The sequence below is a fragment of the Gemmatimonadota bacterium genome, from assembly GCA_041390125.1.
Taxonomy (GTDB): Bacteria; Gemmatimonadota; Gemmatimonadetes; order Longimicrobiales; family Gaopeijiaceae; genus JAGQIF01.
Genome location: JAWKQN010000013.1, coordinates 58511 through 81326, shown reverse-complemented (window position 1 = coordinate 81326; position 22816 = coordinate 58511). Strand labels below are relative to the sequence as shown.

Here is a 22816-nt window from a genome sequence, read left to right as displayed (position 1 = left end):
CGGCAATTCCTTCCGGGGCGCGCCCGCGCGGAGGACGCGACGCGCCATGGGGTGCTCCCGCTCCCGCCACCGCGGTCCGGCCGGCGCGGGCGGAACGCCCGCAGGTGGGGTGCGGCTCCGTCCGTTGCCCGGCCCTTCCGGTCCTGGGTAGGTTTGACGGGCTGTACGGCCGGTGACGGCCGTGCGCGGCGGGGCCCCTGAAACGGGCCCCGTTTCCTTCGGATCCAACGCAGGACGGTGCCGTGTCGGACACCACGACCCAGACCCCTCGGGGATACGCGCCCGCCGGGAAGGACACCGGCGTGGTCAAGCCCAAGGGCTCGTCGCGGATCCGGGCCCACGAGGGCCTGGCCACCGTCGAGTTGCGGGCCCGCAAGCCCGAGTGGTTGAAGGTGCGCTCCCCGGGCGGGGCCAACTACCTCCGCCTCAAGAAGCTCATGCGGACCGAGGCACTCCACACGGTCTGCGAGGAGGCGGGCTGCCCCAACATCGGTGAGTGCTGGGAGGCCGGCACGGCCACCTTCATGATCCTGGGGGACGTCTGCACGCGCGCCTGCAAGTACTGCGGGGTGGCGCACGGCATGCCCACGGAGCTGGACCAGGACGAGCCGCGCAGGGTCGCGGAGACCGTGGCCTCGATGGGCCTGGAGCACGTGGTCATCACGTCCGTGAACCGCGACGAGCTCCCGGACGGGGGCGCGGGCATCTACGCGGAGACGGTCCGGCGGATCCACGCTGCGGTCCCGGGCTGCTCGGTCGAGCTGCTCATCCCGGACTTCAAGGGGGACGAGGAGGCGCTGGCCGTGGTGCTGGATTCCAGCCCCGCGATCCTGGGCCACAACCTGGAGACGGTCGAGCGGCTGCACCCGGACGTCCGTCCCGGCGGTCGCTACTGGCGTTCGATCTCCTTCCTCGGCGCGTCGAAGCGCATCCGGCCCGACATCCTCACCAAGACGGGGATCATCCTGGGCATGGGCGAGGAGCCGGACGAGGTCCGGCAGGCGATGATCGATCTGCGGGAGGCCGCGGTCGACATCCTCACCCTGGGGCAGTATCTGAGACCATCTCCCATGCACATCCCCGTGGCCCGGTGGGTGACGCCCGACGAGTTCGCGGAATGGAAGCGTGTGGGCGAGCAGGAGCTGGGCTTCAAGCACGTGGAGTCCGGACCCCTGGTCCGGTCGAGCTACCACGCCAAGGAGCAGGCGCGGGAGGTGGAGGCCGGGGGGCCCGGCCGCATCCAGAGCGTTCTGGAGGCGGACGTGCTGGCACCGGCCGAGCTGCCGACCGGGCACTTCGCCGGACTGGGGAACAAGCTGGTGCAGCTGGACGTCGGGCGGCCGGGGCGCGCCTTCGGCGACAAGTCCTGATCTTCAAGTCAGACCAACACGTGCAACGATCCATCAACGGCGGGCCACCGGTCCGCCTCGACGGGAGAGAGATGGCCGACACGCATACCAGGGAGGTCGAGGCGCGGTCGCCCGGCCGGGGCGGTGACGCGGACGGGCCCATGCTGGGCTTCTCCAGGACCCAGTGCCTGGACCTCCTGGCGGACATGCTCCTCTACCGCCGCTTCGAGGAAGCGGCGGAGGAGGCGTATGCCATCGGGAAGATCGGAGGCTTCTGCCACCTGCACATCGGGCAGGAGGCCACGGCGGCGGGGACCATCAAGCCGCTCCGGGATGACGACTACGTCATCACTGCGTACCGGGAGCACACCCAGGCGCTGGCCAAGGGCGTCCATCCCAAGCAGGTCATGGCCGAGCTGTTCGGACGGGCCGACGGTGCCTCCAGCGGGAACGGCGGCTCCATGCACATCTTCGATGCCGCGGCCGGCTTCATGGGCGGGCACGGCATCGTCGGCGCCCAGACGGCGCTGGCCACCGGGATCGCCTGGGCCATCCGCTACCGGGGGGGCGAGCAGGTCTGCATCTGCTTCATGGGCGAAGCGGCGGTCAACCAGGGGGCGTTCCACGAGTCGCTCAACATGGCGGCCATCTGGAGCCTGCCCGTCATCTTCGTCGTCGAGAACAACGACTACGGGATGGGGACCAAGTTCTCGCGCGTCTCCACCACCCCGATCGTGCAACGCGCCGCCTCGTACGACATCGCCACCAGCCAGGTGAACGGGCAGGACGTCCTGGCCACCTACCGGCACTTCGAGCGCCTGATCGCCGAGGTGCGTGCCGGGGGCGGCCCGCGCTACGTGGACGTCCTCACGTACCGCTTCAAGGGTCACTCGATGTCGGATCCCGTCTCCGGCACCTACCGCTCCAAGGAGGAGGTGGAGGAGCGCATCGCCCGCCAGGATCCCATCCACCTCCTGCGCGACCGGATGATGGAGGCGGGCTGGTTGGAGCAGCACCAGCTCGAGGAGATCGACCGGAAGGTGCGGGAGATCTGCAACGCGGCGGTGGAGTTCGCGGACAACTCGCCCCAGCCGCCCGAGACGCAGCTCTACGAGAACGTGTACGCCGACCTCAACGAGCACGGCCGGCTCTTCTTCGACGGGAGGGACCGGTGAGCGCGCGCCAGATCACGTACCGGGAGGCGCTGAACGAGGCGCTGGCCGAGGAGATGGCACGCGATGAGAGCGTCTTCCTCATGGGTGAGGAGGTCGCCGAGTACGACGGTGCCTACAAGGTCTCGAAGGGCCTGCTGGATCAGTTCGGGCCCCGCCGCGTGGTGGACACCCCCATCTCCGAGCTCGGCTTCGCGGGGCTGGGCGTAGGTGCGGCGATGGTGGGGCTGCGTCCCGTCATCGAGTTCATGACGTTCAACTTCTCGATCCTGGCGCTGGACCAGGTCCTCAACTCCGCGGCCAAGACGCTCTACATGTCGGGCGGCCAGATCGGCATCCCGATGGTGTTCCGCGGGCCTACCGGGGCGGCGTTGCAGCTCTCGGCGCAGCACTCCCAGGCCTGCGAGGTCTGGTACGTGCACGCGCCCGGCATCAAGGTGGTCACGCCGGGCACGCCCGCGGATGCCAAGGGGCTGCTCAAGGCGGCCATCCGCGACAACGATCCCGTGGCCTTCATGGAGGGAGAGCTCCTCTACAACGTGAAGGGCGAGGTGCCCGATCCCGCCGACGGAGACCACATCGTGCCGCTCGGCGTGGCCGACCTCAAGCGCGAGGGGTCGGACGTCTCCATCATCACCCACGGCAAGATGGTGCACCTGGCCCTGCAGGCGGCCGGACAGTTGGAGAAGGACGGCGTGCAGGCGGACGTGCTGGACCTGCGCTCGCTGCGTCCGCTGGACGTGGACGCCATCCTCGCCACGGTGCGCAAGACCAACCGCGTGGTCTACGTCGAAGAAGGGTGGCCGTACGCCGGAGTGGGCGCGCAGATCGCGGCCCTGATCCAGGAGGAGGCCTTCGACCACCTGGATGCTCCCGTGCTGCGCGTGACGCAGGCGGACGTTCCCATGCCCTACGCCAAGAACCTCGAGCAGCTCGCCAAGCCCACCGCCAAGCGGGTGGTCGAGGCGTGCAACAAGGTCCTGTACCGCTGATGGCTACCAAGGTGCACATGGAAGCCCTCTCTCCCACCATGGAGGAGGGGCAGGTCGTGAAGTGGCTCAAGGCGGAGGGCGACTCCGTCAGCAACGGGGAGCTGCTCGCCGAGATCGAGACCGACAAGGCGACCATGGAGCTCGTGGCCCGGGGCGAGGGCGTGCTCCGGAAGATCTTCGTGGCCGAAGGCGGTGTGGCCCCCGTCGGTGCGGTGATCGGTGTGATCGCCGGCGCGGACGAGGACATCAGCGGGATCTCCGGTCCTTCGGGAGGCGACGGCGCTGCCCCGGCCGCGAAGGCGTCGGACACGCAGGAGCCCGCAGCCGACGAGCCCGCGGCCGAGCCGGAGGACGAGGCGCCCGAGGCCGACGAGCCGGAAGCCGAGGCGGCGGGGACCGATGCCTCCAGCGAGGCGAAGTCGGCGCCGGCCGACGGCGGACGCGTGAAGGCCTCGCCGCTGGCGCGGCGCGTGGCCAGCGAGTCCGGCGTGGACCTCTCGCACGTGGAGGGTTCGGGTCCCGGGGGTCGCATCGTCAAGAAGGACATCGAGGCGGCGCTCGCGCGCGGACCGGAGAAGGCCGCGCCCAAGGCGGGCGCCCCGGCCCCGGCGCCGGTCATGACGCTGAGCGGACCCGAATCGGAGGACATCCCGCTCAGCCAGGTGCGCAAGACCATCGCGCGCCGCCTGACCGAGTCGCTGGGGCCGGTCCCGCACTTCTTCCTGAACATCCACGTCGACATGACGCGGATGCAGGAGGCCCGCGCGCGGATCAACGCCCTGCTCGAGCCCTACGGGGAGAAGGTCTCGCTCAACGACCTGATCATCCGCGCGACCGCCGCGGCGCTGACGCGCCATCCCGAGTGCAACGCGCACTGGCTGGGGGACAAGATCCGCCGCTTCAACCGCGTGCACATCGGCGTGGCCGTCGCCATCGAGGACGGGCTGATCACCCCGGTGGTGCGCGACGCGCATGTGAAGGGCGTGGCGCAGATCGCGCGCGAGGTGAAGGACATGGCCGGCCGCGCCCGCGAGAAGAAGCTGAAGCCGGACGAGTACACCGGCTCCACCTTCTCCATCTCCAACCTGGGCATGTTCGGGATCTACGAGTTCACGGCGGTCATCAACCCGCCGGAGGCGGGGATCCTGGCGATCGGCGGGATCGAGGAGTGGCCGGTGGAGGACCCGCTCGAGGGTGTGCGCTTCGTGCCGCGCATGAAGATCACCATGAGCTGCGACCACCGCGTGATCGATGGGGCCACCGGTGCGCGCTTCCTCCAGACACTGAAGGGGATGCTGGAGGAGCCGGGCGCGGTCCTGCTGTAGAGCGCGTCTTGCAGTCGGATCTTCCGACGCGGCGAGTGCGCGCCGGACATGGCGCCGATCCGGCCCGACCGGGGTTCGGAGCGGAGTTCGAACGGGCTCCCCCGCCGGGGGAGCCCGACGCGCATCCGAGGGACGGAGGCATGGGAAGGACGGTCCTGCTCTTCGGGGTCGTGGCGGGCGTGCTCATCGCGGTCCTGCGGTTGATCGAGTACCGATGGCTGGTCGTGGCCCACTCGGTCGAGATCTACGGCGCCCTGGTCGGCGCCCTCTTCGCCGGCGTCGGCATCTGGATCGGCCTGAAGCTGACCCGGCCCCGTGAGACCCTCGTGGTCCGGGAGGTGCCGGTCCCGGCTCCCGACACGTTCGTACGAAACGAGGCCCAGGTGGAGGCGCTCGGCCTCACCCCGCGCGAGCTGGAGATGCTGGAGCTGGCGGCGGAGGGCCTGAGCACCAAGGAGATCGCCGCCCGGTCCCATGTGAGCGCCAACACCGTGAAGACCCACCTGGGCAACCTCTTCACCAAGCTGGGCGCCCGGCGGCGCACCCAGGCCGTGCAGAGGGGGCGGGAGTTGGGGCTCATCCCGTAGGGGAGCTTCGTCCACGCGCCGCTGCCCCCCCTGGCCGACGCCGCACTCCCGGCGCTCCCGCCCGGACCTGCCCGCTGGCATCCACGGCCGCGACCGCGGAGGCCGAGGAACTCCATTGCACGCTCCCACAGCTTCCCAGGGGGCCCGTCACTCCCCCGTTCGTACGATTTCGGCCCGTGGAGGCCAGAATCGTCCTTTCGGGTGAGGCGGGTGAGGGCGGTCCGCGTTACCGTGGCGGGGTCGGATCCTCGAGCCCGGAGCCACCCATGCGCAGAATCGTCCTGACGTTCGGCCTCATCGGCGGCGGCCTGCTGTCCGCGATGATGCTGCTGGCCCTGCCGTTCCAGGACCGGATCGGCTTCGACAACGCCATGATCGTGGGCTACACGTCCATGGTCCTGGCCTTCCTGATGGTCTGGGTCGGCGTTCGGAGATATCGCGACACGGTCGCGGGTGGGACCATCGGCTTCGGGCGGGCGCTGGCCGTGGGTGCGGGCATCACGCTGGTGACGACCGCCTGCTACGTCGCGACCTGGGAGGTGATCTACTATGGATTCATGCCGGACTTCGGCGAACGCTACGGTGAGTACCTGCTGGAGAAGGAGCGTGCCGCGGGAGCGCCCCCGGAGCGACTGGAGGCGCGCGCCCAGGAGCTGGCGGACTTCCGCGATCTGTATCGCAATCCCCTGATCAACATCGCGTTCACGTTCATCGAGCCGCTCCCGGTGGGCCTGCTCTTCACGCTGGTCGCCGCGGGTGTGCACAGTCGCAAGCGCTCGAGGACCGGTGAGGCGCCGAGCCCGGGAGGAGCCGTCCCGGCCGGCTAGGCGGGAGGCGCGGCAGCGCTGGCCCATGTCCCCGTAGCGTCCGTCGGGGCGACCGGCGGCATCACCGACATCCGAACGGACCCCATCCCTCGACAGGAGAGAAGACGACATGGAACTGGGTGCATTCTCGATCAGCCTGGCCGTGAAGGACCTGCAGGCGTCGAAGGCCTTCTACGAGACGTTCGGCTTCCGCCAGAAGGGCGGCGACGTGAGCCAGAACTGGTGCGTGTTGAAGAACGGGAACGCCGTGATCGGTCTGTTCCAGGGCATGTTCGAGAAGAACATCCTGACGTTCAATCCCGGCTGGGACAGTGACGCGAAGGAGTTGGACAGCTTCACGGACGTGCGCGAGCTGCAACGGCACCTCAAGGAAGCGGGCATCACCCTGGTGGAGCAGGCCGACGAGTCGACCACCGGACCCGCCTATTTCACGGCCGTCGATCCGGACGGCAATCCGATCCTGGTGGACCAGCACCGGTAGGGGTCAGGAGGTTGGTGCCGGCCGGGAGCCATCGTCGCGTTCGAGGAGCGCGGAGCCGGTCACGTCGGCGAGGACCTCCTGCCGCGGCAGGAAGAGCGTGCTGCCGCCCAGGAAGACGGCCCGTACGTCCATGACGAAGAAGTCATGGCGCTCGCTCCCGCAGTGGGGGCAGCGACCGTTCGTGCCGACGAGGTCCGCCACCCACCCCATGCGGTCGCACCCGCGGCAGTACACGGAAGGGCGGACCCTCCGCCCCGCGAGGGGCACGAGCGGGAGCAGGAGCAGGAAGAAGACGCCCGCGCCTAGCGCTCCGGCGGCGGCGTGCGTCCAGACGGGGATGGCGCAGTCGTACAGGGGTGTGCCGTCGGGGCAAAGCCCGAGCGGTCGCGCGAGGAAGGGCAGTTCGCTCGCGTGCAGGCCGGCGACCAGGGCGCCGGAGACGACCGCGACGATCGCCACCAACCCGGCGATCCGGCGCCGCTGCCGCCCCGCCACCCGATCCCGGGTCCGCGGATCGTAGAGACGCCGGGGCGGTGGGGCGCTCGCCCCGCCACTCCCGGCGTCTCCGTCCTGGCCCCGCGCGCTCACACGGGGCGAGGGTCAGTTGGCCGCGATCTTCTCGCGGATCTGCTTCACCGCGACGTCCACCCGCATCTCCATGCCCTGCTCGCCGCGCTCGACCGACGCCCGCGTCGGGTCACCCGAGACCCCGCTGCCCTCCCCGCCGCCCAGCGGCGCGAGCTTGTCCATGCGGATGTGGTCCGAGTTCACGTACATGAGCAGCGACGTGTCCAGGATGCCGGCGTGGCTGCCCACGGCCTCTTCGGGCTCGCCCTGGGCCATCACCCACTCGCCGAAGCCGTTGGCCGAATAGTAGTCCGGGATGAAGTGCACGCGCGCCGGCGAGCCGCCCCACTCGGCGTTGAGCATGTTGGCGACCTCCTCCATGCCGCGCTGGTTGCCGCCGCTGTCGCCGATCAGCGCGATGTCCGTGAAGCCGTGCACCGCACCGCTGCGCGCTCCCCACTCGACGATCGACATGAAGACGTCGTTGGGCACGGTGATGCTGCCCGCGTAGCGCATGTGACCCGACGGCGGATCGATGTTGCCCTCGGGCACGTAGGTGACGGTGGGCGCCACGAGCGCGTTCCCCAGCTGCCGCGCGATGCGGTCGGCCGCCATCTCGATGATGTACCGATGCTTCCCCATCACCATGTGGGGGCCGTTCTGTTCGGTGCCCGCGGTGGGGATGATGAGCGTGGTCTTGCCCGAGTCGATGGCGGCGCGGATCTCCGTCCACGTCATCTCCTCGATGAAGACCGTGTCCACCGGACGCTGCTGGGCGGCAGGCGCCTCGGCGGCGGGGCTTTCCGGGGCGGGCTGGCACGCCAGGGCCAGGCCGAGCACGGTCGTGAGGAGGATCTTCGCTCTCATGGGACCTCGTTGCGGAAGAAGACGTGGCGCGCTGACGAACCGTAACGAGTAGGACGGTGACCCGGTGGGCGCCAGCCCCGCGGCCGCCAGCGCCGATCGTCGGCGACCCCCACCCCGATCGCGCGGTTGCGCGAAGCTGCTGCCGGGCGCGGCAGGGCGGGGACCGAACGCTTTGCTCCTCGCGGCGCGCCCCACCACGTTTCGGGACCCGAGCCGCTTCCTCCCCAGGAGACATCCGTGGCCTCCACCACCCCCAGCTTCTCCGCCCAGGTCGACCGCTACTTCGACAAGGCCGCTCCCTACACCGGCGTCGGCGCGGATCTGCTGCACCAGATCCGGACGTGCAACGCCGTCTACGCCTTCCACTTCCCCTTGAAGCGCGACGACGGGACCATCGAGGTGGTGCAGGCCTGGCGGGCCCACCACAGCGCCCATCGCACGCCCGTGAAGGGAGGCATCCGCTTCGCCGATCATGCCAACGAGGACGAGGTGATCGCGCTGGCGTCCTTGATGACCTACAAGTGCGCGATGGTGGACGTCCCCTTCGGCGGCGCCAAGGGAGCGGTGCGGATCGACCGCAATGCCTACTCCGACGCGGAGCTCGAGCGCATCACGCGCCGCTACACGTACGAGCTGGCCGTCCGCAACCTGATCGGGCCCGGGGTGGATGTGCCGGCGCCGGACTACGGGACCGGCGGGCGGGAGATGGCGTGGATCGTCGACACCTACGCGACGCTGGCTCCCGACAAGCTGGAGGCGGCCGGGTGCGTGACCGGCAAGCCGGTGGAGGAGGGCGGCATCGCCGGCCGCGTGGAGGCGACCGGGCGAGGCGTCCTGTTCGGGGTTCGGGAGCTCTGCGACGACACCGAGGTGATGAAGGGGCTGGGTCTCCCCCCCGGCCTGGCGGGCAAGCGGGTCGTGGTGCAGGGCCTGGGGAACGTGGGCTCACACGCGGCGCTGTTCCTCCAGGAGGCGGGGGGCGTGCTCGTGGCCCTGGCCGAATACAACGGCGCCATCGCGAATCCGGACGGGCTGGACGCGGAGACGGCGCTCGCGCACTTCCGCGAGCACGGCACGCTGGAGGGGTGTCCGGGCGCCACCCGGTTCCTGGCCCGCTCGGCGGACGCGCTCGAGCTGGACTGCGAGATCCTGGTGCCGGCCGCGCTCGAGAACGTCATCACCGAGGAGAACGCGCCCCGGATCCAGGCCCGCATCCTGGCCGAGGCCGCCAACGGCCCCACCACCGCCGGGGCCGCCGATCAGCTGCTTTCGCGCGGCGTGCAGATCCTGCCCGACATGTACCTGAACGCCGGTGGTGTGACCGTCTCCTACTTCGAGTGGATCAAGAACCTCTCGCACATCCGCTTCGGCCGGATGGAACGGCGCTTCGAGGAGGCCAGCAACCGCCGCATCCTGGCCGCCGTGGAAGACCTGGCCGGCCGTCCGCTCGACCCGCTCGTGCGCGAACGGGCCGCTGCCGGGGCAGGGGAGATCGACCTCGTACGCTCGGGTCTGGAGGACACCATGGTGGGAGCGTACCGGAACCTCGCGGAGGTGTCGCGCACGCACACCGTGGACCTGCGCACGGCCGCGTACATCCACGCCATCGGGAAGATCGCGCGGGTCTATCAGAACCGCGGGATCTTTCCGTAACTCCCCTACCAGCCGCCCCCGCCGCCACCCCCGAACCCGCCCCCGCTGAAGCCGCCCCCGCCGCTGAAGCCGGAGCTGCCGGAGGAGCCCGAAGACCGGGCCGGTGTGGAGGCCATGGCCCGGGACGTGGAGTCGGTCAGCCCCGACAGGTCCGACACCCAGAGGGCCGGGCGGAACGGCCCGCCGCGGTGGCTCGTGTACCACTGGGGCGGGGTCGTGTAGATCCCCTCGAACGCCTTGGCCCACCGACCCTCGACCCCGAGCGCCATGGCATAGGGCAGGAAGCGCTCGAAGGCCTGCGGGTCGATGCTCATGCGGCGCAGACGGTCCCCGTCCGCGCGGCTCAGGAACTCCTCGAAGCCCAGCACGTGCTCGAGCGCCTTGACGCCTCCGACCGTGCGCGCGGGCATGAGCACCGCGAAGGGGATGGTCAGGGCAGCCGTGCCGATGGTCGCCACGAAGATGGTGATCGTGGGCAGGAAGAAGCGCGCCGCCAGCATGACGCTCAACACCAGCGTGGCCACCACGGCCAGCAGGGCCAGCAGCGTGTACTTGGCCGCCACCTTGTCGGGACGCTCGTCGTAGAAGCCCTTCTGCAGCAGGCGGTCCCAGATCCCGTCCTTGATGCCGCCCAGGTGGACATAGAAGTCCTGCTTGAGCTCGTCCGTGGTGACGGTGTCGACGCCGCCTTCGAACAGACCCTCGAGCATCTTGCGCTCGTGCGCGTGCAGCTCGCTCCAGGTGGACCGGTCCTTCACGCGCTGGATCTGCATCGTGCTTCCGAACTTGAGCAGCCCTTCCCGGTCCACTTCCTCCAGGCGGATGTAGCCCCGCACCGCCAGGTCCACGAGCGTCGCCGTGATGTCGCGCATGTGCGGTGTGGCATCGATGAGCGTGCCCAGCTCCGCGGGCCGCAGGCCTTCGGGCGGGTCGTACTGCGCGGTGATGCTGCCCTTGGCGGGATCGCGCCCCTTCCGGCGCCAGAGCCCGAAGAACAGCCAGCCGAAGAACAGCGGGAAGGTCAACACCACGTTGGAGCGCAGGAAGCGGAGCGCCTTCGCGAGCGGCCCCGGCCGGGCCACCACGCCGGGGTTCCAGGCGATGGCCACGGTGAGGCCCTCGCGATACTGGAGCGGCGCGGTGGTCTCCACGTAGATCTCGTTGCCCTGCGCCTGGATCTCGGCGTTCTGGCTGGTGGCGCCGTACACGCCGGTCCAGGCGTTGGTGCGCACGTTCTCCACACCGGTCGGCAACGTGATGCGCGCGGACGCGGCCCCGATGCCGCCCTCCCACTCGTCCCCCGTCACGTTCCAGTAGAGCTCGTCGTGCTCCTCGAAGAACCGGAGCGCGTTCGGGACGCTGTAGCGGATGGCCACCGTGCGCGTGGCATCCACGGCCCCGGGGACGCGGATCTTCACCTGGCGGTGGCCCTGCTCGTCGGTGACCCAGTGCTCGAGCTCGGTCCCCGATTCGTCCGTGACGGATTCCACGTCCAGGAAGAGCTTGTACCCGAAGCCCTGCGGCGTCTCGTACCGCACCGGAATACGACGGAAGATGCCGTTCCACGCTCCGGTGAACGTGACCTCGATGCGCTCCCGCACTTCGATGGACCCGTCGGTCGCGACCTCCACGACCGCGTCGAACCGATCGAAGGCGATGCTGCGCTGCTGCCCCCGGGCGGGGGCGGCCGCGGCCAGGAGGACGAGGGCCGCGGCCGCTGATTCGCGCCAGCGCATGCGCGTCAGGAGAAGTCCACCTTGGGGGCGGCGCGCTCCGCCTCGTCCATCTCGAAGTACTCGCGCGTCTCGAAGTTGAAGGCGTTGGCCACCAGGTTGGTGGGGATCGTCTTCAGCTTGCTGTTGTAGTCGCGCACGACCGCGTTGTAGTAGCGGCGGGCCTGGCTGATCTTCTCCTCGATGTCGGAGAGCTGACCCTGCAGGTCCCGGAAGCCGCCCGCGGCCTGGAGTTGCGGATAGGACTCCGCCAAGGCGAAGAGCTGCCGCAGCGCTCCCGTCAGCACGTTCTCCGCCTGCGCCTGATCGGCCGGCCCGGACGCGCCGATGGCGCGGTTGCGGGCCTGGATGACGCGCTCCAGGGTCTCCTGCTCGTGCGAGGCGTAGCCCTTCACCGTCTCGACCAGGTTCGGCACCAGGTCGTAGCGGCGCTTGAGCTGGACGTCGATGTCGGACCAGGCGCCGTCCGCCCGCTCCCGCAGGCGCACGAGGCTGTTGTAGGCCATGATCCCGAAGAGGATCAGGGCTCCGACGACCAGGAGGATCCACATCGCTGGTTGACTCCGCTGAGGGTCCGAGGGCATGCGCGGTCTGCCCGCCGCTCCGGGCGGAATAGGGCCCGGTGGCGGTGCGCACACAAGGAGTACGGGATTCGGGGGCGTCTTCTTCGGCCGGGGGCGTGGCCCCCACTGCGGACCGGTGCGGAGAGCGCCACGGGCCGGGACAGGGCACCGCCGAGCACGCCGCAGGTCGCGGACCCGTGACGGCACAGGGCTTGGTCGCACCGCCCGCGCGACCTAGCATTCACGCGACCCACGTCCCCGACAGGCCATGTGCTCGATCCTCGGAATCCTCGACCTGCACTCCGACCCGGCCGCGCTGCGCGCCCGGGCCCTGGAGCTCTCCAAGCTGCAACGCCACCGCGGGCCGGACTGGTCGGGGGTCTTCAGCTCCGACCGGGCCATCCTGGTCCATGAGCGCCTGGCCATCGTCGATGTGCTGAGCGGCGCCCAGCCGCTGCATGCGCCGGACGGGGGCGCCGTCCTGGCCGTCAACGGCGAGATCTACAACCACCAGGAGCTCCGCGGCCGCCTCGGGGAGCCCTACGCGTTCCAGACGGCGTCCGACTGCGAGATCATCCTGCCCCTCTACCGGGAGAGGGGCACGGACTTCCTGAACGATCTCAACGGGATCTTCGCCTTCGTGCTCTACGACCGGGACGCCGACCGCTGGCTGATCGGACGCGACCCGATCGGGGTGATCCCGCTCTACACCGGCTACGACGAGCACGGCACGTTGTTCGTGGCATCCGAGATGAAGGCGCTCACCTCCATCTGCCACACGGTCCGGGAGTTCCCGCCCGGCCACCTCTGGGACAGCCGCGAGAGCGAGCCCCGCCGCTACTACGAGCCCACCTGGCGGGACTACGACGCCGTCGCCGGCGGTCCCACGGATCCCGCCCGGGTGCGCGAGGCGCTCGAGGCGGCCGTGCACCGCCAGCTCATGTCGGACGTGCCCTACGGGGTGCTGCTGTCGGGGGGTCTGGATTCGTCCATCATCTCGGCCGTGGCTCGGCGGTTCGCAGAGCGGCGCATCGAGGACGACGACCAGAGTCCCGCCTGGTGGCCCCGCCTGCACTCGTTCGCGGTGGGCCTGGAAGGCTCCCCCGACCTGGCCGCCGCGCGCACGGTGGCGGAGCACATCGGGACGGTCCACCACGAGTTCCACTTCACGGTGCAGGAGGGCATCGACGCGCTCTCCGACGTGATCTGGCACCTCGAGACCTACGACGTGACCACCATCCGGGCCGCCACGCCCATGTACCTGATGGCGCGGCGCATCCGGGCCATGGGCATCAAGATGGTGCTGTCGGGAGAGGGGTCGGACGAGGTCTTCGGGGGCTACCTGTACTTCCACCACGCGCCCGACGCCCGGTCCTTCCACGAGGAGACGGTGCGCAAGCTGGACCGGCTGCACCTCTTCGACTGCCTGCGCGCCAACAAGGCCATGGCGGCCTGGGGGGTGGAGGCGCGCGTGCCCTTCCTGGACCGCGAGTTCCTGGACGTGGCCATGGCGCTCGACCCGGCGGTCAAGATGGCCGGCAAGGGCCGCATGGAGAAGCACATCCTGCGGGAGGCGTTCGAGGATCTGCTGCCGGCCTCGGTGGCCTGGCGGCAGAAGGAGCAGTTCTCCGACGGCGTGGGCTACGGCTGGATCGACTCCCTGAAGGCGCACGCCGAGTCCTCCGTCACGGACCAGGAGATGGCCCGGGCGCCCGCGCGGTTCCCGATCCACCCTCCGGCCACCAAGGAGGGCTATTTCTACCGGACGATCTTCGAGCGCCATTTCCCCCTGGCCTCGGCCGCCGAGTGCGTGCCGGGCGGGCCCTCCGTGGCGTGCAGCACGCCGGAGGCGCTGGCGTGGTCGCAGGCCCTGTCCGAAGTGGTGGATCCGTCCGGGCGATCCGTCCGGGCGGTGCACGAGAAGGCCTACTGACGCCGGTCGCCTCCGCACCCCTGCCCGGCACGGCGTGCCGGCTGTCGCCTCGTCCTCCCCGCCGGGCGCCCCGCGCGGGCCGCCGGGCCCGATGCCACGGCAGACCCCGAACGCTTTACCCCCTCCCACCCCCGGCCTAGCTTTGGGGACTTTGCCGGCCTCACCAGGAAGGAGATCCACGTGGCTGATCAGTTCGACGTCATCGTCATCGGGAGCGGACCGGGCGGATACGTGGCCGCGATCCGCGCGGCGCAGCTCGGGCTGAAGGCCGCCTGCGTCGAGGTGGACAAGCTCGGTGGCGTCTGCCTGAACATCGGCTGCATCCCCACCAAGGCCCTCCTGACGAGCGCCCTGCTGGTCAACGAGATGAAGCACGGGGAGTCCCACGGCATCCTGGTCGGGGACATGAAGATCTCCCTGGGTCCCGCCCAGAAGCGCAGCCGGGGCGTGGCGGACCAGCTCTCCAAGGGCATCGGGTTCCTGTTCAAGAAGAACAAGGTCACCCACCTGCAGGGCTACGGCCGCATCAAGGGGAAGGGCGAAGTCGAGGTCCAGGGCTCCGACGGCCAGACCACCACGTACCAGACGAAGAACATCATCGTCGCGACGGGGTCGCGCCCCCGGAACCTGCCCAATCTCCAGATCGACGAGGAGCGCATCTGGTCGTCCACCGGTGCCCTCTTCCAGACCGAGGCCCCCGGCAGCCTGGCGGTGGTCGGCGCGGGCGCCGTGGGGATGGAGTTCGCCGACGTCTACGAGTCGTTCGGCTCCAAGGTCACCGTCGTCGAGGCGCTGGACCGCGTCCTTCCGCTCGAGGACAAGGAGTGCTCCGACCACGTGGCCAAGCGCTACAAGAAGCGTGGGATCGAGGTGCTGACCGGCGTGTGGCTGGAGGGGTCGCAGCGCACGGACCAGGGCGTGCAGCTCACGCTCAAGCTGCCGGACGGCAGCCAGCGCGTGCTCGAAGTGGACCGCGTGCTTTCCGCGGTCGGTCGGGTGCCCAACACCGAGGACGTGGGCCTGGACTCCGTCGGCGTGAAGATGAGCGAGAAGGGTGGCTTCATCGAGACGGACGAGTTCCTGCAGACCAATGTCGAGGGCGTCTACGCCATCGGGGACTGCACCAAGCCACCGCTGCTGGCCCACAAGGCCTCCCACGAGGGCATCGTGGCCGCCGAGCACATCGCCGGGCACGGGCACCACACGGTGGACTATTCCAACATCCCCAACTGCACGTACACCCACCCCGAGGTCGCATCGGTGGGCCTCACCGAGGAGCAGGCGCGGGAGGCCGGACACGAGATCGAGGTGGGCAAGTTCCCCTGGGTCGGCAACGGCCGCGCGCTGGCCATGGGCGACGCCGAGGGCTTCATCAAGGTGATCCGGGACACGAAGTACTCGGAGATCCTGGGCGCCCACATCGTGGGGCCGCACGCCACGGAGCTCATCGCCGAGTTCGTGCTGGGCCGCCACCTCGAGTCCACCGTCGAGGAGATGGAGCGGGCCATCCACCCGCATCCGACGCTCTCCGAAGCGATCGGTGAGGGCGCCCTGGCATCCCTGGGACGGCCCATCCACATCTGACGCCCGACCGGGGCGACGTCACCTTGGACCGCGAGGCCACGACGGACGATCGGGAGCTCCCCCAGGCGTTCGATCCGCTCTCGTTGAAGGTGTGGGTCGTGCTGGCCCGTTGCTATCAGTCGTTCTCGCGGCTGGTCGCGCACGACCTGGCGCGGCACGGGCTGACGACACCGCAGTTCGGCGTCCTGGAGGCGCTGTACCACCTGGGTCCGCTGACCCTGGGTGAGCTGGCGGGCAAGCTGCTCGTCACCGGTGGGAACATCACCTACGTGATGGATCGCCTCGAGCGTGAAGGCCTCGTGCAGCGGGTGCGCTCCGAGAGCGACCGACGCGTGGTGACGGCGGAGCTGACGTGCGAAGGCCGCGAGCTGCTGGACCGGATCTTCCCGGACCACGCGGAGATCATCGAGGAGGCCATGGGCGTCCTCGACACGAGCGAGCGGGAGGAGCTGCACCGCCTGCTCAAGAAGCTCGGCCTGTCCGTCCGCGACGAGCTGGACTGACGGCGAGGACGTCCACACGGGTCCCGCGGCCGCTAGGGCCGGGCGGGCTCCTCCACCTGCTGGGCGTCCACGCCCAGGATGGACAACACGCGCACGATCGCCTCGCCGATCTTGTTGTTGGGCGTGGAGGCACCGGCCGTGATGCCCAGCGTGAACGGTCCGTCGGGGAGCCAGTCCGTCGTCTCGGCTTCGGGCGTGTGCGGGTCCAATGCGGGCTTGTGCCGCACCGTGCCGGATTCCACGTCGATGCACTGCGCGTCGGAGATGTGATACGTCTCCGTGTACTCGCGGCAGATGTGGGCGAGGTGGTTCGTGTTGGACGAGTTGTAGCCGCCGATCACGATCATCCGGTCGGGCGGGTCCCGCATGAGCTTGAGGATGGCGTCCTGCCGTTCCTGCGTGGCCGAGCAGATGGTCCCGAAGGAGCGGTAGTGCGTGGAGGCGTGCTCCTCTCCGTAGCGCTCCACCATGGCGTCGCGCACCCGCGCCCCGATGGCCAGCGATTCGTTGGCGAGCATGGTCGTCTGATTGGCCACGCCCACGCGCTGCAGGTGCTTCTCCGGCTCGAAGTGCGGGGAGGACTTGAGCGCGAAGTGCTCGCGCAGCGTGTCGGCGTCGGGGGCCCCTGCACGACCTGCGATGTAGTCGCAGATCAGCATGGCCTCCTCCATGTCGCGTACGATGACGAACGTGCCGCCGGGATAGCGCTCCACCTGCGACGCCGTGGCCCGCGACTCCTCGTGCGTGTACTTCCCGTGGATCAGCGCGGTGAAGCCGTCCTTGGCGTAGCCCTCCACCCGCTTCCAGACGTGCAACACCGAGCCGCACGTCGTGTCCACCAGCACGCAGCCCACCTGGCGCAGCGTATTGAAGTCATGGATGGTGACGCCGAACGCAGGGATCAGCACCACGTCGTCGGGCGTGATGCCAGAGAAGTCGAAGGCGCCGTCCTCCGGGTAGAGGAAGACGATCCCCATCTCCTGCAGGCGACGGTTGACGTGCGGATTGTGGATGATCTCGCCGACGAGGAAGATCCGCTTGTCCGGGAACTTGAGGCGCGTCTCGTAGGCGTAGTCCACGGCCCGGTCGACGCCGTAGCAGAAGCCGAACTCCTCCGCCAGCCGCACCGTCACGGGGCCGAACGTGTCCTCGTAGCCACGGGCGCGGATCCGCTCCACCAGCGCCGAGTGGTACTCCCCGTCGACGAGGGGGCGGATGTCGGCGCGGAGGCCGAAGCCCTTCCTGAAGTAGGTCTGCTCCATCGCTCCTGGTCCCGGGGGCCCGACGGTCCGCGGCATGGCCGAAGGTCGGACCCCGGTCTGAGGGTGGTGGGCCTCGAGGAATGGACCCACCGGTTCGCGTCCGGCTCCGGACCTCCAAGCCTAATCGTCCGGACCCGCCCTACGAAGCAGGGGTACCCCCATGTCACCCGGACGTCCCCGGCCCATCGCGGGCGGGGGCGCGATGGGGTCGCCATCGGGCGACCCTCCGGGCCCGGACCGCCGGTCCACCCCTTCACGGAGTCCCCGCGTTGGCCCGTCTCGCCCTGCTCTTCGTGATCGTCCCGGTGCTGGAGCTCATCCTCCTGCTCCAGATGGGCCGCTGGGTGGGCTTCTGGCCCACGCTGGGCCTGGTGATCACGACCGGGCTGGTGGGCGCCGTCCTGGCGCGCATGGAGGGCCTGCGGGTCGTGCTCGGCGCCCGGCGCGAGCTGCTGTCGGGGCGCATGCCCACCGACGCGCTCCTGGGCGGCGTCTGCGTCCTGATCGGCGGCGCCCTGCTGCTCACGCCGGGCATCCTGACGGACCTCCTGGGGTTCTCCCTCCTCCTCCCGCCGAGCCGGCGGGTCTGGATGAAGCGCCTGCGCGCCATCGCCCGCAAGCGGGTGGAGAGCGGCTGGATGCAGGCCACCGTGATCCGGGTGGAGCCCCACGCCCCGGCGGGCCCGCCGGAGGCCTGAACGGGCGCTGCTCCGGAGCCCCATCCGGCCTTCGCGGCACGCCTCTCGCAAGTCCCCCGCAGGTTGTCCCATCCAGAACTGGCTGGGGCCCACGTTGGTCTCTAGGTTGCCACGCCCGCGAAGGCCGCGGGTGCCGCCCGTCCCCCGCCGGGGCTCCACGCCCACCGCCTCCCGAACAGGACCCATGAACAAGCCCACGGACTTCCTGACCCGTCTCCTCGACGCGCCGGGACCCTCCGGGTTCGAGCTTCGCGCCAGCCGCGTCTGGCGTGAGGAAGCCGCCACCTTCTCCGACGAGACCCGCACCCTGGTCACCGGGAGCACCGTCGCCGCCGTGAACCCGTCCGGTCGGCCCCGGGTCATGCTGGCCGGCCACATCGACGAGATCGGTCTCCAGGTCACCCACATCGACGAGAAGGGCTACCTGTACGTCAGCGAGATCGGGGGCTGGGATCCCCAGGTCCTCGTGGGGCAGCGGGTCCGCGTGCTCGGCGCCAAGGGGGATGTGATCGGGGTGATCGGGAAGAAGCCCATCCACCTCATGCGCGAGGAGGAGCGGGGCAAGGCTTCGAAGACCCGAGAGCTGTGGGTGGACGTGGGTGGGGCCGACCGCGCGGCGGTGACCCGGATGGGCCTGTCGGTCGGCGACCCGATGGTCGTGGACGCGGGGCTCGTGCCCCTGGCGGGAGACCGCATCGCCAGCCGTGCCATCGACAACCGCATCGGCGCCTACACGGTCCTGGAGACCCTGCGGCTCCTGTCCCGCAAGCGGAAGTCGCTGAAGGCCTGCGCGATGGCCGTGGCCACCACGCAGGAGGAGATCGGCTACTCGGGCGGAGGTGCCCGTACGTCCGCGTACGACCTCGAGCCGGACGTGGCCCTGGTGGTGGACGTCACGTTCAGCACGGACGTCCCCGACGCGGAGAAGAAGGAGCTGGGCGAGCACGAGCTGGGCGGTGGTCCGGTCATCACCCGCGGGTCGGCCGTCCACCCGCTGGTCTTCGAGCGCCTGGTGGAGGTGGCCCGCAAGAACCGGATCAAGCACACCATCCAGGCCGCGCCCCGGGCCACACGCACGGATGCGGACGGGATCTACCTGGTCCGGAAGGGCGTCCCCACCGGGCTGCTCTCCATCCCCAACCGCTACATGCATTCCCCCAACGAGGTGGTGAGCCTCAAGGACGTGCAGGCCACGGCCCGGCTCATGGCGGCGTTCATCGAGAGCCTGACCCCGAAGACCTCGTTCATCCCGGAGTAGGCGAGGCGGCGGGTAGGGCGGGGCCGTCCCTGGAGCGGCAGCGAGGGGCGGGGCCCCGCTGCCATGCGCTTGACTCCCCCGGGCGCCGGGTCTACGCTTTTCTGCTTACCCTCAGCCCTTTTCCCGGAACTGGTTCATGGAGAACGTAGGCAAGCTCATCGCCGAGCTGCAGGAGATGCAGGACAACGGCTACCTGTCCGACGCCCTCCTGCGCGCGGCCGTCCGCAAGCTCAAGGAGTCCGACTCCCGCTACGACTGGGTCGGCGTCTACCTGCTGAACCACGAGGCCGGCGAGCTCTGGCTGCACAACTACGTCGGCGCCGGGACCGAGCACGCCAAGATCCCCGTGGGCACGGGCGTCTGCGGCACGGCTGTGTCGGAGGGTCAGAACCAGCGGATCGACGACGTCAGCACGGTGGAGAACTACCTGTCGTGCGATCCGGACGTGAAGTCCGAGATGGTCGTGCTCATCCGCAACGCCAGCCAGATCTTCGGCCAGATCGACGTCGACAGCAAGCAGAAGGCGGCGTTCTCGGAAGAGGACGAATTCGAGGTCAAGATGATCGCCGACAAGCTGGCCGAGCAGATCGCCATCGAGCGCGCATGATCTCCGCCCCTCGGGGGCGACGGACGAAACCAGGGGGAGACCGATGACGGACGCCGTCGACGGTCTCCCTCTTCGTTTCGTCGATGCCGGCAACGCCGGGCCCTTCACGCTGGAGGGCACGCGCACCTGGCTGGTCGGGAGCGGGCCGGTCGTGGTGATCGATCCCGGCCCCGACCGCGAGCCGCACCGCCGGGCCCTGCTGGACGCGCTGGCGGGGCAGGACCGCGTGATCGTGGCCCTCACGCACGCCCACGCCGACCACGCCGCGGGAGCGCCTGCCCTCGCGGCTGCGCTGGGCGCCCCGGTCGTGGGGCCCGGGGATCCGGGGGAGCGCGCCCTCGCGGACGGGGAGAGCCTCGCCGTCGGGGATGGGCACCTGGTGGCCGTCGCCACGCCCGGCCACGCACAGCGCCACCTCAGCTTCCTGTGGCAGCCGCACGGGCTCTTGTTCTGTGGCGATCTCCTGCTCGGGTCTGGATCGACCACCTGGGTGGGAGGCTACCGCGCGTGCGTCGCCGACTACCTCGCGTCCCTGGACCGCATCGAGGCCCTGGCCCCCCGCCGCATCCTGCCGACGCACGGCCCCCCCATCGAGGATCCCGCGGAGGCCATCGCCCGCTACCGCGCCCATCGCCGGGAACGGATCGAGCAGGTGCGCCGCGCCCGCGCGGCCGAGCCGGGCGCGGATCTGACCCGCCTGGTGGACCTGGTCTACGGTGCGGCGCTCCCGTCCGGGATGCGGCGCGCCGCCGAGACGTCCGTGCGGGCCATCCAGGACTTCCTGGACGGCTGAACGGGGGCGGACCCCGCAACCCCGCCGTCACCGGCCGGGACGGCGCCCACGGCTGGGCGGGCCGGTCAGGCCCGGGCCCGCGCCCCCCGCCGCCCCAGGGCTGCGCCGAGGGCTCCACCCAGGGCGCCGGCCACGCCGGAGGAGAGACTGCCCGCCACCAGCAGGAAGGGCTCGACGTGCCCGAGTGCCACGGCCAACAGGAGGCCCAGCAGGGCGGGGATCAGCCCGACCAGGAAGCCCGACCGGGCGCTCGGCCCCGCACCCTGCCCTTCCGTGGCGCCCAGCCACACCCCCACCACCAGGGGGATGCCCACCCCGAAGAGGCCGGCGTACGCGCCCACGGCGGGCGAGGCCTCGGCACCCAGGACATGGGCGAGCTGCAGCACCAGGCTGACGACGTAGTAGCGGGTCATCGGGGTTCTCCGGGGTTCGCGGAACGTGGGGCGCCGGGCGCAGGAGCGGCGCTGAGATGTGATATTATCATCACATATCTACGCGCGCCAGCCGGGGCCGTTGCACCCTCCTCGGGCAGCGGTGTACGATCCCGCCGCCTCGCGCCGGAACGCCGTTCCAGACCGGCGCGGGCCCCTTGCTCCGGATTCGGGGTGATCACGTCTCCAGCCATGTGCCGGACCTGCCCACCATGACCGCTCCCGCCCTCAGCCCGCGCCTCGTCCAGGCCCTCGGCGGGGTCGTCGGTGCCCAGGCGGTCCTGACCGATCCGGGACGCCTGCTCGTGTACGAGTCGGACGGCCTCACCGCCTACCGGCACGCGCCGCAGGCCGTGGTGCTGCCGGCCGACACCGACGAGGTCCGGGCGGTGGTGACCCTCCTGGCCGACGCCCAGGTGCCGATCGTGCCCCGGGGCGCCGGCACCGGTCTGTCCGGGGGCGCGCTTGCGTCGAAGGGCGGGGTCATCGTGGGCACGAGCCGCATGAACCGCATCCTGGCGCTCGATCCCGACAACCGCACCGCCCGCGTCCAGCCCGGGGTGATCAACACCGCGCTCTCCGAGGCCGCGGCCGTGCACGGGCTCTACTACGCGCCGGATCCGTCGTCCCAGAGCGCGTGCACGCTGGGCGGCAACGTCGCCGAGAACTCGGGTGGACCGCACTGCCTGAAGTACGGCGTGACGTCGCGCTACGTGAGTGGCCTGACGCTGGTGCTGAGCGACGGCTCGGTGGTGGAGCTCGGGGGGCTGGGCCGGCAGGACGACCCGCTGGACCTGGTCGGCGCCGTGACCGGCTCGGAAGGCTGCTTCGCATTGACCACCGAGATCGAGGTGCGCCTGCTTCCGCGCGCGCCCGGCGTGCGCACCCTGCTCGGCATCTTCGATTCCATGGAAGCGGCCGCCACCGCCGTCACCGCCATCATCGCCCGAGGGCTGCTGCCCGCGGCGCTGGAGATCATCGACGCCAACACCATCCGCGCGGTGGAGGCCAGCGTGTTTGCTGCGGGCTACCCCGTGGATGCCGGCGCGGCGCTGGTGGTGGAGTTCGACGGGCTCGAAGCGGGGCTCGACCTGGAGGCGGAGCAGGCGGCGGAGGAGTGTCGGCGCGCGGGCGCGCGCGAGGTGCGCTCGGCCCGCGACGCCGAAGCGCGCGCGGGCCTGTGGAAGGGCCGCAAGAAGGCGTTCGGCGCCATGGGTCGCATCGCGCCGGACCTGCTGGTGCAGGATGCCACCGTGCCGCGCACGCGTCTGCCCGCCGTGCTCGCGGCCATCGACCGGATCGCCTCGGAGTACGGCCTGCAGGTCGCGAACGTGTTCCATGCCGGGGACGGCAACCTGCACCCCAACATCCTGTTCGATCGGCACGACGTGGACCAGGTGGAGCGCGTGGAGCGGGCCTCCGCGGAGATCATGCGCATCTGCGTCGACGTGGGTGGCACCATCACCGGTGAGCACGGCGTCGGGGTGGACAAGCGCAAGTACATGCCGCTCGTCCACGATCGCACGGCGCTCACGGCCATGGCCGACCTGAAGCGGGCGTTCGATCCCGCGCTCCTGCTGAATCCGGGGAAGGTGCTTCCCGACGACGTGTGGGCGGACGCATGAGGTGGG

The 22816-nt window shown here is 70.4% G+C and carries 22 protein-coding genes; 16 read left to right on the top strand and 6 right to left on the bottom strand.

All coding sequences use genetic code 11. From position 1 onward, the window contains the following. Positions 1-242 precede the first annotated feature (242 nt). The 7 genes from lipA (at position 243) to R3E98_15070 (ending at position 6733) form a co-directional block, all read left to right on the top strand. Positions 243-1370 (top strand): lipoyl synthase, encoded by a 1128-nt coding sequence (gene lipA, locus R3E98_15100; protein ID MEZ4424736.1) that lies wholly within the window; start codon positions 243-245, stop codon positions 1368-1370. A 71-nt stretch (positions 1371-1441) separates the two neighbouring features. Then, positions 1442-2524: a pyruvate dehydrogenase (acetyl-transferring) E1 component subunit alpha gene (pdhA, locus tag R3E98_15095; GenBank protein MEZ4424735.1), complete on the top strand. Its 1083-nt coding sequence runs from the start codon at positions 1442-1444 to the stop codon at positions 2522-2524. Then, complete coding sequence (locus tag R3E98_15090) at positions 2521-3513, top strand: pyruvate dehydrogenase complex E1 component subunit beta (GenBank protein ID MEZ4424734.1); 993 nt, start codon at positions 2521-2523, stop codon at positions 3511-3513. Before pdhA ends, R3E98_15090 begins: the two co-directional genes overlap by 4 nt. Then, positions 3513-4838: a pyruvate dehydrogenase complex dihydrolipoamide acetyltransferase gene (locus R3E98_15085; protein ID MEZ4424733.1), complete on the top strand. Its 1326-nt coding sequence runs from the start codon at positions 3513-3515 to the stop codon at positions 4836-4838. The genes R3E98_15090 and R3E98_15085 overlap by 1 nt, the downstream gene beginning before the upstream one ends. A gap of 140 nt (positions 4839-4978) precedes the next feature. Further along, the gene (locus R3E98_15080) at positions 4979-5425 is read left to right on the top strand and encodes a LuxR C-terminal-related transcriptional regulator (protein MEZ4424732.1); all 447 of its coding nucleotides are present in this window, start codon (positions 4979-4981) and stop codon (positions 5423-5425) included. A gap of 266 nt (positions 5426-5691) precedes the next feature. Continuing rightward, positions 5692-6252: a DUF4199 domain-containing protein gene (locus R3E98_15075; GenBank protein ID MEZ4424731.1), complete on the top strand. Its 561-nt coding sequence runs from the start codon at positions 5692-5694 to the stop codon at positions 6250-6252. Positions 6253-6361: 109 nt separating this feature from the next. Next, positions 6362-6733 (top strand): VOC family protein, encoded by a 372-nt coding sequence (locus tag R3E98_15070; GenBank protein MEZ4424730.1) that lies wholly within the window; start codon positions 6362-6364, stop codon positions 6731-6733. A gap of 3 nt (positions 6734-6736) precedes the next feature. Here R3E98_15070 and R3E98_15065 read toward each other — a convergent pair whose 3' ends face one another. Both R3E98_15065 and R3E98_15060 read right to left on the bottom strand, forming a co-directional pair. Then, entirely contained in the window at positions 6737-7192 is a 456-nt protein-coding gene (locus tag R3E98_15065; GenBank protein MEZ4424729.1) for a hypothetical protein, read from the bottom strand. Between the two features lie 141 nt (positions 7193-7333). Further along, positions 7334-8167, bottom strand: a complete 834-nt coding sequence (locus R3E98_15060) for a creatininase family protein (GenBank protein MEZ4424728.1) — start codon at positions 8165-8167, stop codon at positions 7334-7336. A 237-nt stretch (positions 8168-8404) separates the two neighbouring features. Here R3E98_15060 and R3E98_15055 point away from each other — a divergent pair, with 237 nt between their 5' ends. After that, complete coding sequence (locus tag R3E98_15055; protein MEZ4424727.1) at positions 8405-9820, top strand: Glu/Leu/Phe/Val dehydrogenase; 1416 nt, start codon at positions 8405-8407, stop codon at positions 9818-9820. Between the two features lie 5 nt (positions 9821-9825). Here the strand turns inward: R3E98_15055 and R3E98_15050 are convergent, their stop codons facing one another. Both R3E98_15050 and R3E98_15045 read right to left on the bottom strand, forming a co-directional pair. Beyond that, positions 9826-11556 (bottom strand): DUF2207 domain-containing protein, encoded by a 1731-nt coding sequence (locus R3E98_15050; protein ID MEZ4424726.1) that lies wholly within the window; start codon positions 11554-11556, stop codon positions 9826-9828. Positions 11557-11561: 5 nt separating this feature from the next. Continuing rightward, positions 11562-12104 (bottom strand): LemA family protein, encoded by a 543-nt coding sequence (locus R3E98_15045; GenBank protein ID MEZ4424725.1) that lies wholly within the window; start codon positions 12102-12104, stop codon positions 11562-11564. A gap of 280 nt (positions 12105-12384) precedes the next feature. Between R3E98_15045 and asnB the strand changes: the two genes are divergently transcribed. The 3 genes from asnB to R3E98_15030 all read left to right on the top strand — a co-directional run bounded on the left by asnB (position 12385) and on the right by R3E98_15030 (position 16136). Further along, complete coding sequence (asnB, locus tag R3E98_15040) at positions 12385-14049, top strand: asparagine synthase B (protein ID MEZ4424724.1); 1665 nt, start codon at positions 12385-12387, stop codon at positions 14047-14049. A gap of 180 nt (positions 14050-14229) precedes the next feature. Next, positions 14230-15633, top strand: a complete 1404-nt coding sequence (gene lpdA, locus R3E98_15035) for a dihydrolipoyl dehydrogenase (protein ID MEZ4424723.1) — start codon at positions 14230-14232, stop codon at positions 15631-15633. Between the two features lie 23 nt (positions 15634-15656). Further along, a complete protein-coding gene (locus tag R3E98_15030; GenBank protein MEZ4424722.1) occupies positions 15657-16136 on the top strand; it encodes a MarR family transcriptional regulator in 480 nt (159 codons plus the stop codon). Positions 16137-16168: 32 nt separating this feature from the next. On the opposite strand, the gene R3E98_15025 is transcribed toward R3E98_15030, so the two are convergent. Continuing rightward, positions 16169-17398, bottom strand: coding sequence for a 4-hydroxy-3-methylbut-2-enyl diphosphate reductase (locus R3E98_15025; GenBank protein ID MEZ4424721.1), 1230 nt, complete (start codon positions 17396-17398; stop codon positions 16169-16171). 269 nt (positions 17399-17667) lie between these two features. Between R3E98_15025 and R3E98_15020 the strand changes: the two genes are divergently transcribed. The 4 genes from R3E98_15020 (at position 17668) to R3E98_15005 (ending at position 20754) form a co-directional block, all read left to right on the top strand. Continuing rightward, the gene (locus R3E98_15020) at positions 17668-18096 is read left to right on the top strand and encodes an FxsA family protein (GenBank protein MEZ4424720.1); all 429 of its coding nucleotides are present in this window, start codon (positions 17668-17670) and stop codon (positions 18094-18096) included. Between the two features lie 184 nt (positions 18097-18280). Beyond that, entirely contained in the window at positions 18281-19354 is a 1074-nt protein-coding gene (locus R3E98_15015; GenBank protein ID MEZ4424719.1) for a M42 family metallopeptidase, read from the top strand. Between the two features lie 136 nt (positions 19355-19490). Beyond that, positions 19491-19961, top strand: a complete 471-nt coding sequence (locus tag R3E98_15010) for a GAF domain-containing protein (GenBank protein MEZ4424718.1) — start codon at positions 19491-19493, stop codon at positions 19959-19961. A gap of 43 nt (positions 19962-20004) precedes the next feature. Further along, positions 20005-20754 (top strand): MBL fold metallo-hydrolase, encoded by a 750-nt coding sequence (locus R3E98_15005; GenBank protein MEZ4424717.1) that lies wholly within the window; start codon positions 20005-20007, stop codon positions 20752-20754. A 65-nt stretch (positions 20755-20819) separates the two neighbouring features. On the opposite strand, the gene R3E98_15000 is transcribed toward R3E98_15005, so the two are convergent. Continuing rightward, a complete protein-coding gene (locus tag R3E98_15000) occupies positions 20820-21167 on the bottom strand; it encodes a hypothetical protein (GenBank protein ID MEZ4424716.1) in 348 nt (115 codons plus the stop codon). 230 nt (positions 21168-21397) lie between these two features. Here R3E98_15000 and R3E98_14995 point away from each other — a divergent pair, with 230 nt between their 5' ends. Further along, a complete protein-coding gene (locus R3E98_14995; GenBank protein MEZ4424715.1) occupies positions 21398-22810 on the top strand; it encodes an FAD-linked oxidase C-terminal domain-containing protein in 1413 nt (470 codons plus the stop codon). Positions 22811-22816: the final 6 nt, after the last annotated feature.

Bases quoted from the DNA above. Each gene is read 5' to 3' on its own strand.
- pdhA (MEZ4424735.1), top strand. From the start codon at position 1,442: ATGGCCGACACGCATACCAGGGAGGTCGAGGCGCGGTCGCCCGGCCGG.
- R3E98_15085 (MEZ4424733.1), top strand. From the start codon at position 3,513: ATGGCTACCAAGGTGCACATGGAAGCCCTCTCTCCCACCATGGAGGAG.
- R3E98_15080 (MEZ4424732.1), top strand. From the start codon at position 4,979: ATGGGAAGGACGGTCCTGCTCTTCGGGGTCGTGGCGGGCGTGCTCATC.
- R3E98_15075 (MEZ4424731.1), top strand. From the start codon at position 5,692: ATGCGCAGAATCGTCCTGACGTTCGGCCTCATCGGCGGCGGCCTGCTG.
- R3E98_15070 (MEZ4424730.1), top strand. From the start codon at position 6,362: ATGGAACTGGGTGCATTCTCGATCAGCCTGGCCGTGAAGGACCTGCAG.
- R3E98_15060 (MEZ4424728.1), bottom strand. From the start codon at position 8,167: ATGAGAGCGAAGATCCTCCTCACGACCGTGCTCGGCCTGGCCCTGGCG.
- R3E98_15050 (MEZ4424726.1), bottom strand. From the start codon at position 11,556: ATGCGCTGGCGCGAATCAGCGGCCGCGGCCCTCGTCCTCCTGGCCGCG.
- R3E98_15045 (MEZ4424725.1), bottom strand. From the start codon at position 12,104: ATGTGGATCCTCCTGGTCGTCGGAGCCCTGATCCTCTTCGGGATCATG.
- asnB (MEZ4424724.1), top strand. From the start codon at position 12,385: ATGTGCTCGATCCTCGGAATCCTCGACCTGCACTCCGACCCGGCCGCG.
- R3E98_15025 (MEZ4424721.1), bottom strand. From the start codon at position 17,398: ATGGAGCAGACCTACTTCAGGAAGGGCTTCGGCCTCCGCGCCGACATC.
- R3E98_15015 (MEZ4424719.1), top strand. From the start codon at position 18,281: ATGAACAAGCCCACGGACTTCCTGACCCGTCTCCTCGACGCGCCGGGA.
- R3E98_15010 (MEZ4424718.1), top strand. From the start codon at position 19,491: ATGGAGAACGTAGGCAAGCTCATCGCCGAGCTGCAGGAGATGCAGGAC.
- R3E98_15005 (MEZ4424717.1), top strand. From the start codon at position 20,005: ATGACGGACGCCGTCGACGGTCTCCCTCTTCGTTTCGTCGATGCCGGC.
- R3E98_15000 (MEZ4424716.1), bottom strand. From the start codon at position 21,167: ATGACCCGCTACTACGTCGTCAGCCTGGTGCTGCAGCTCGCCCATGTC.
- R3E98_14995 (MEZ4424715.1), top strand. From the start codon at position 21,398: ATGACCGCTCCCGCCCTCAGCCCGCGCCTCGTCCAGGCCCTCGGCGGG.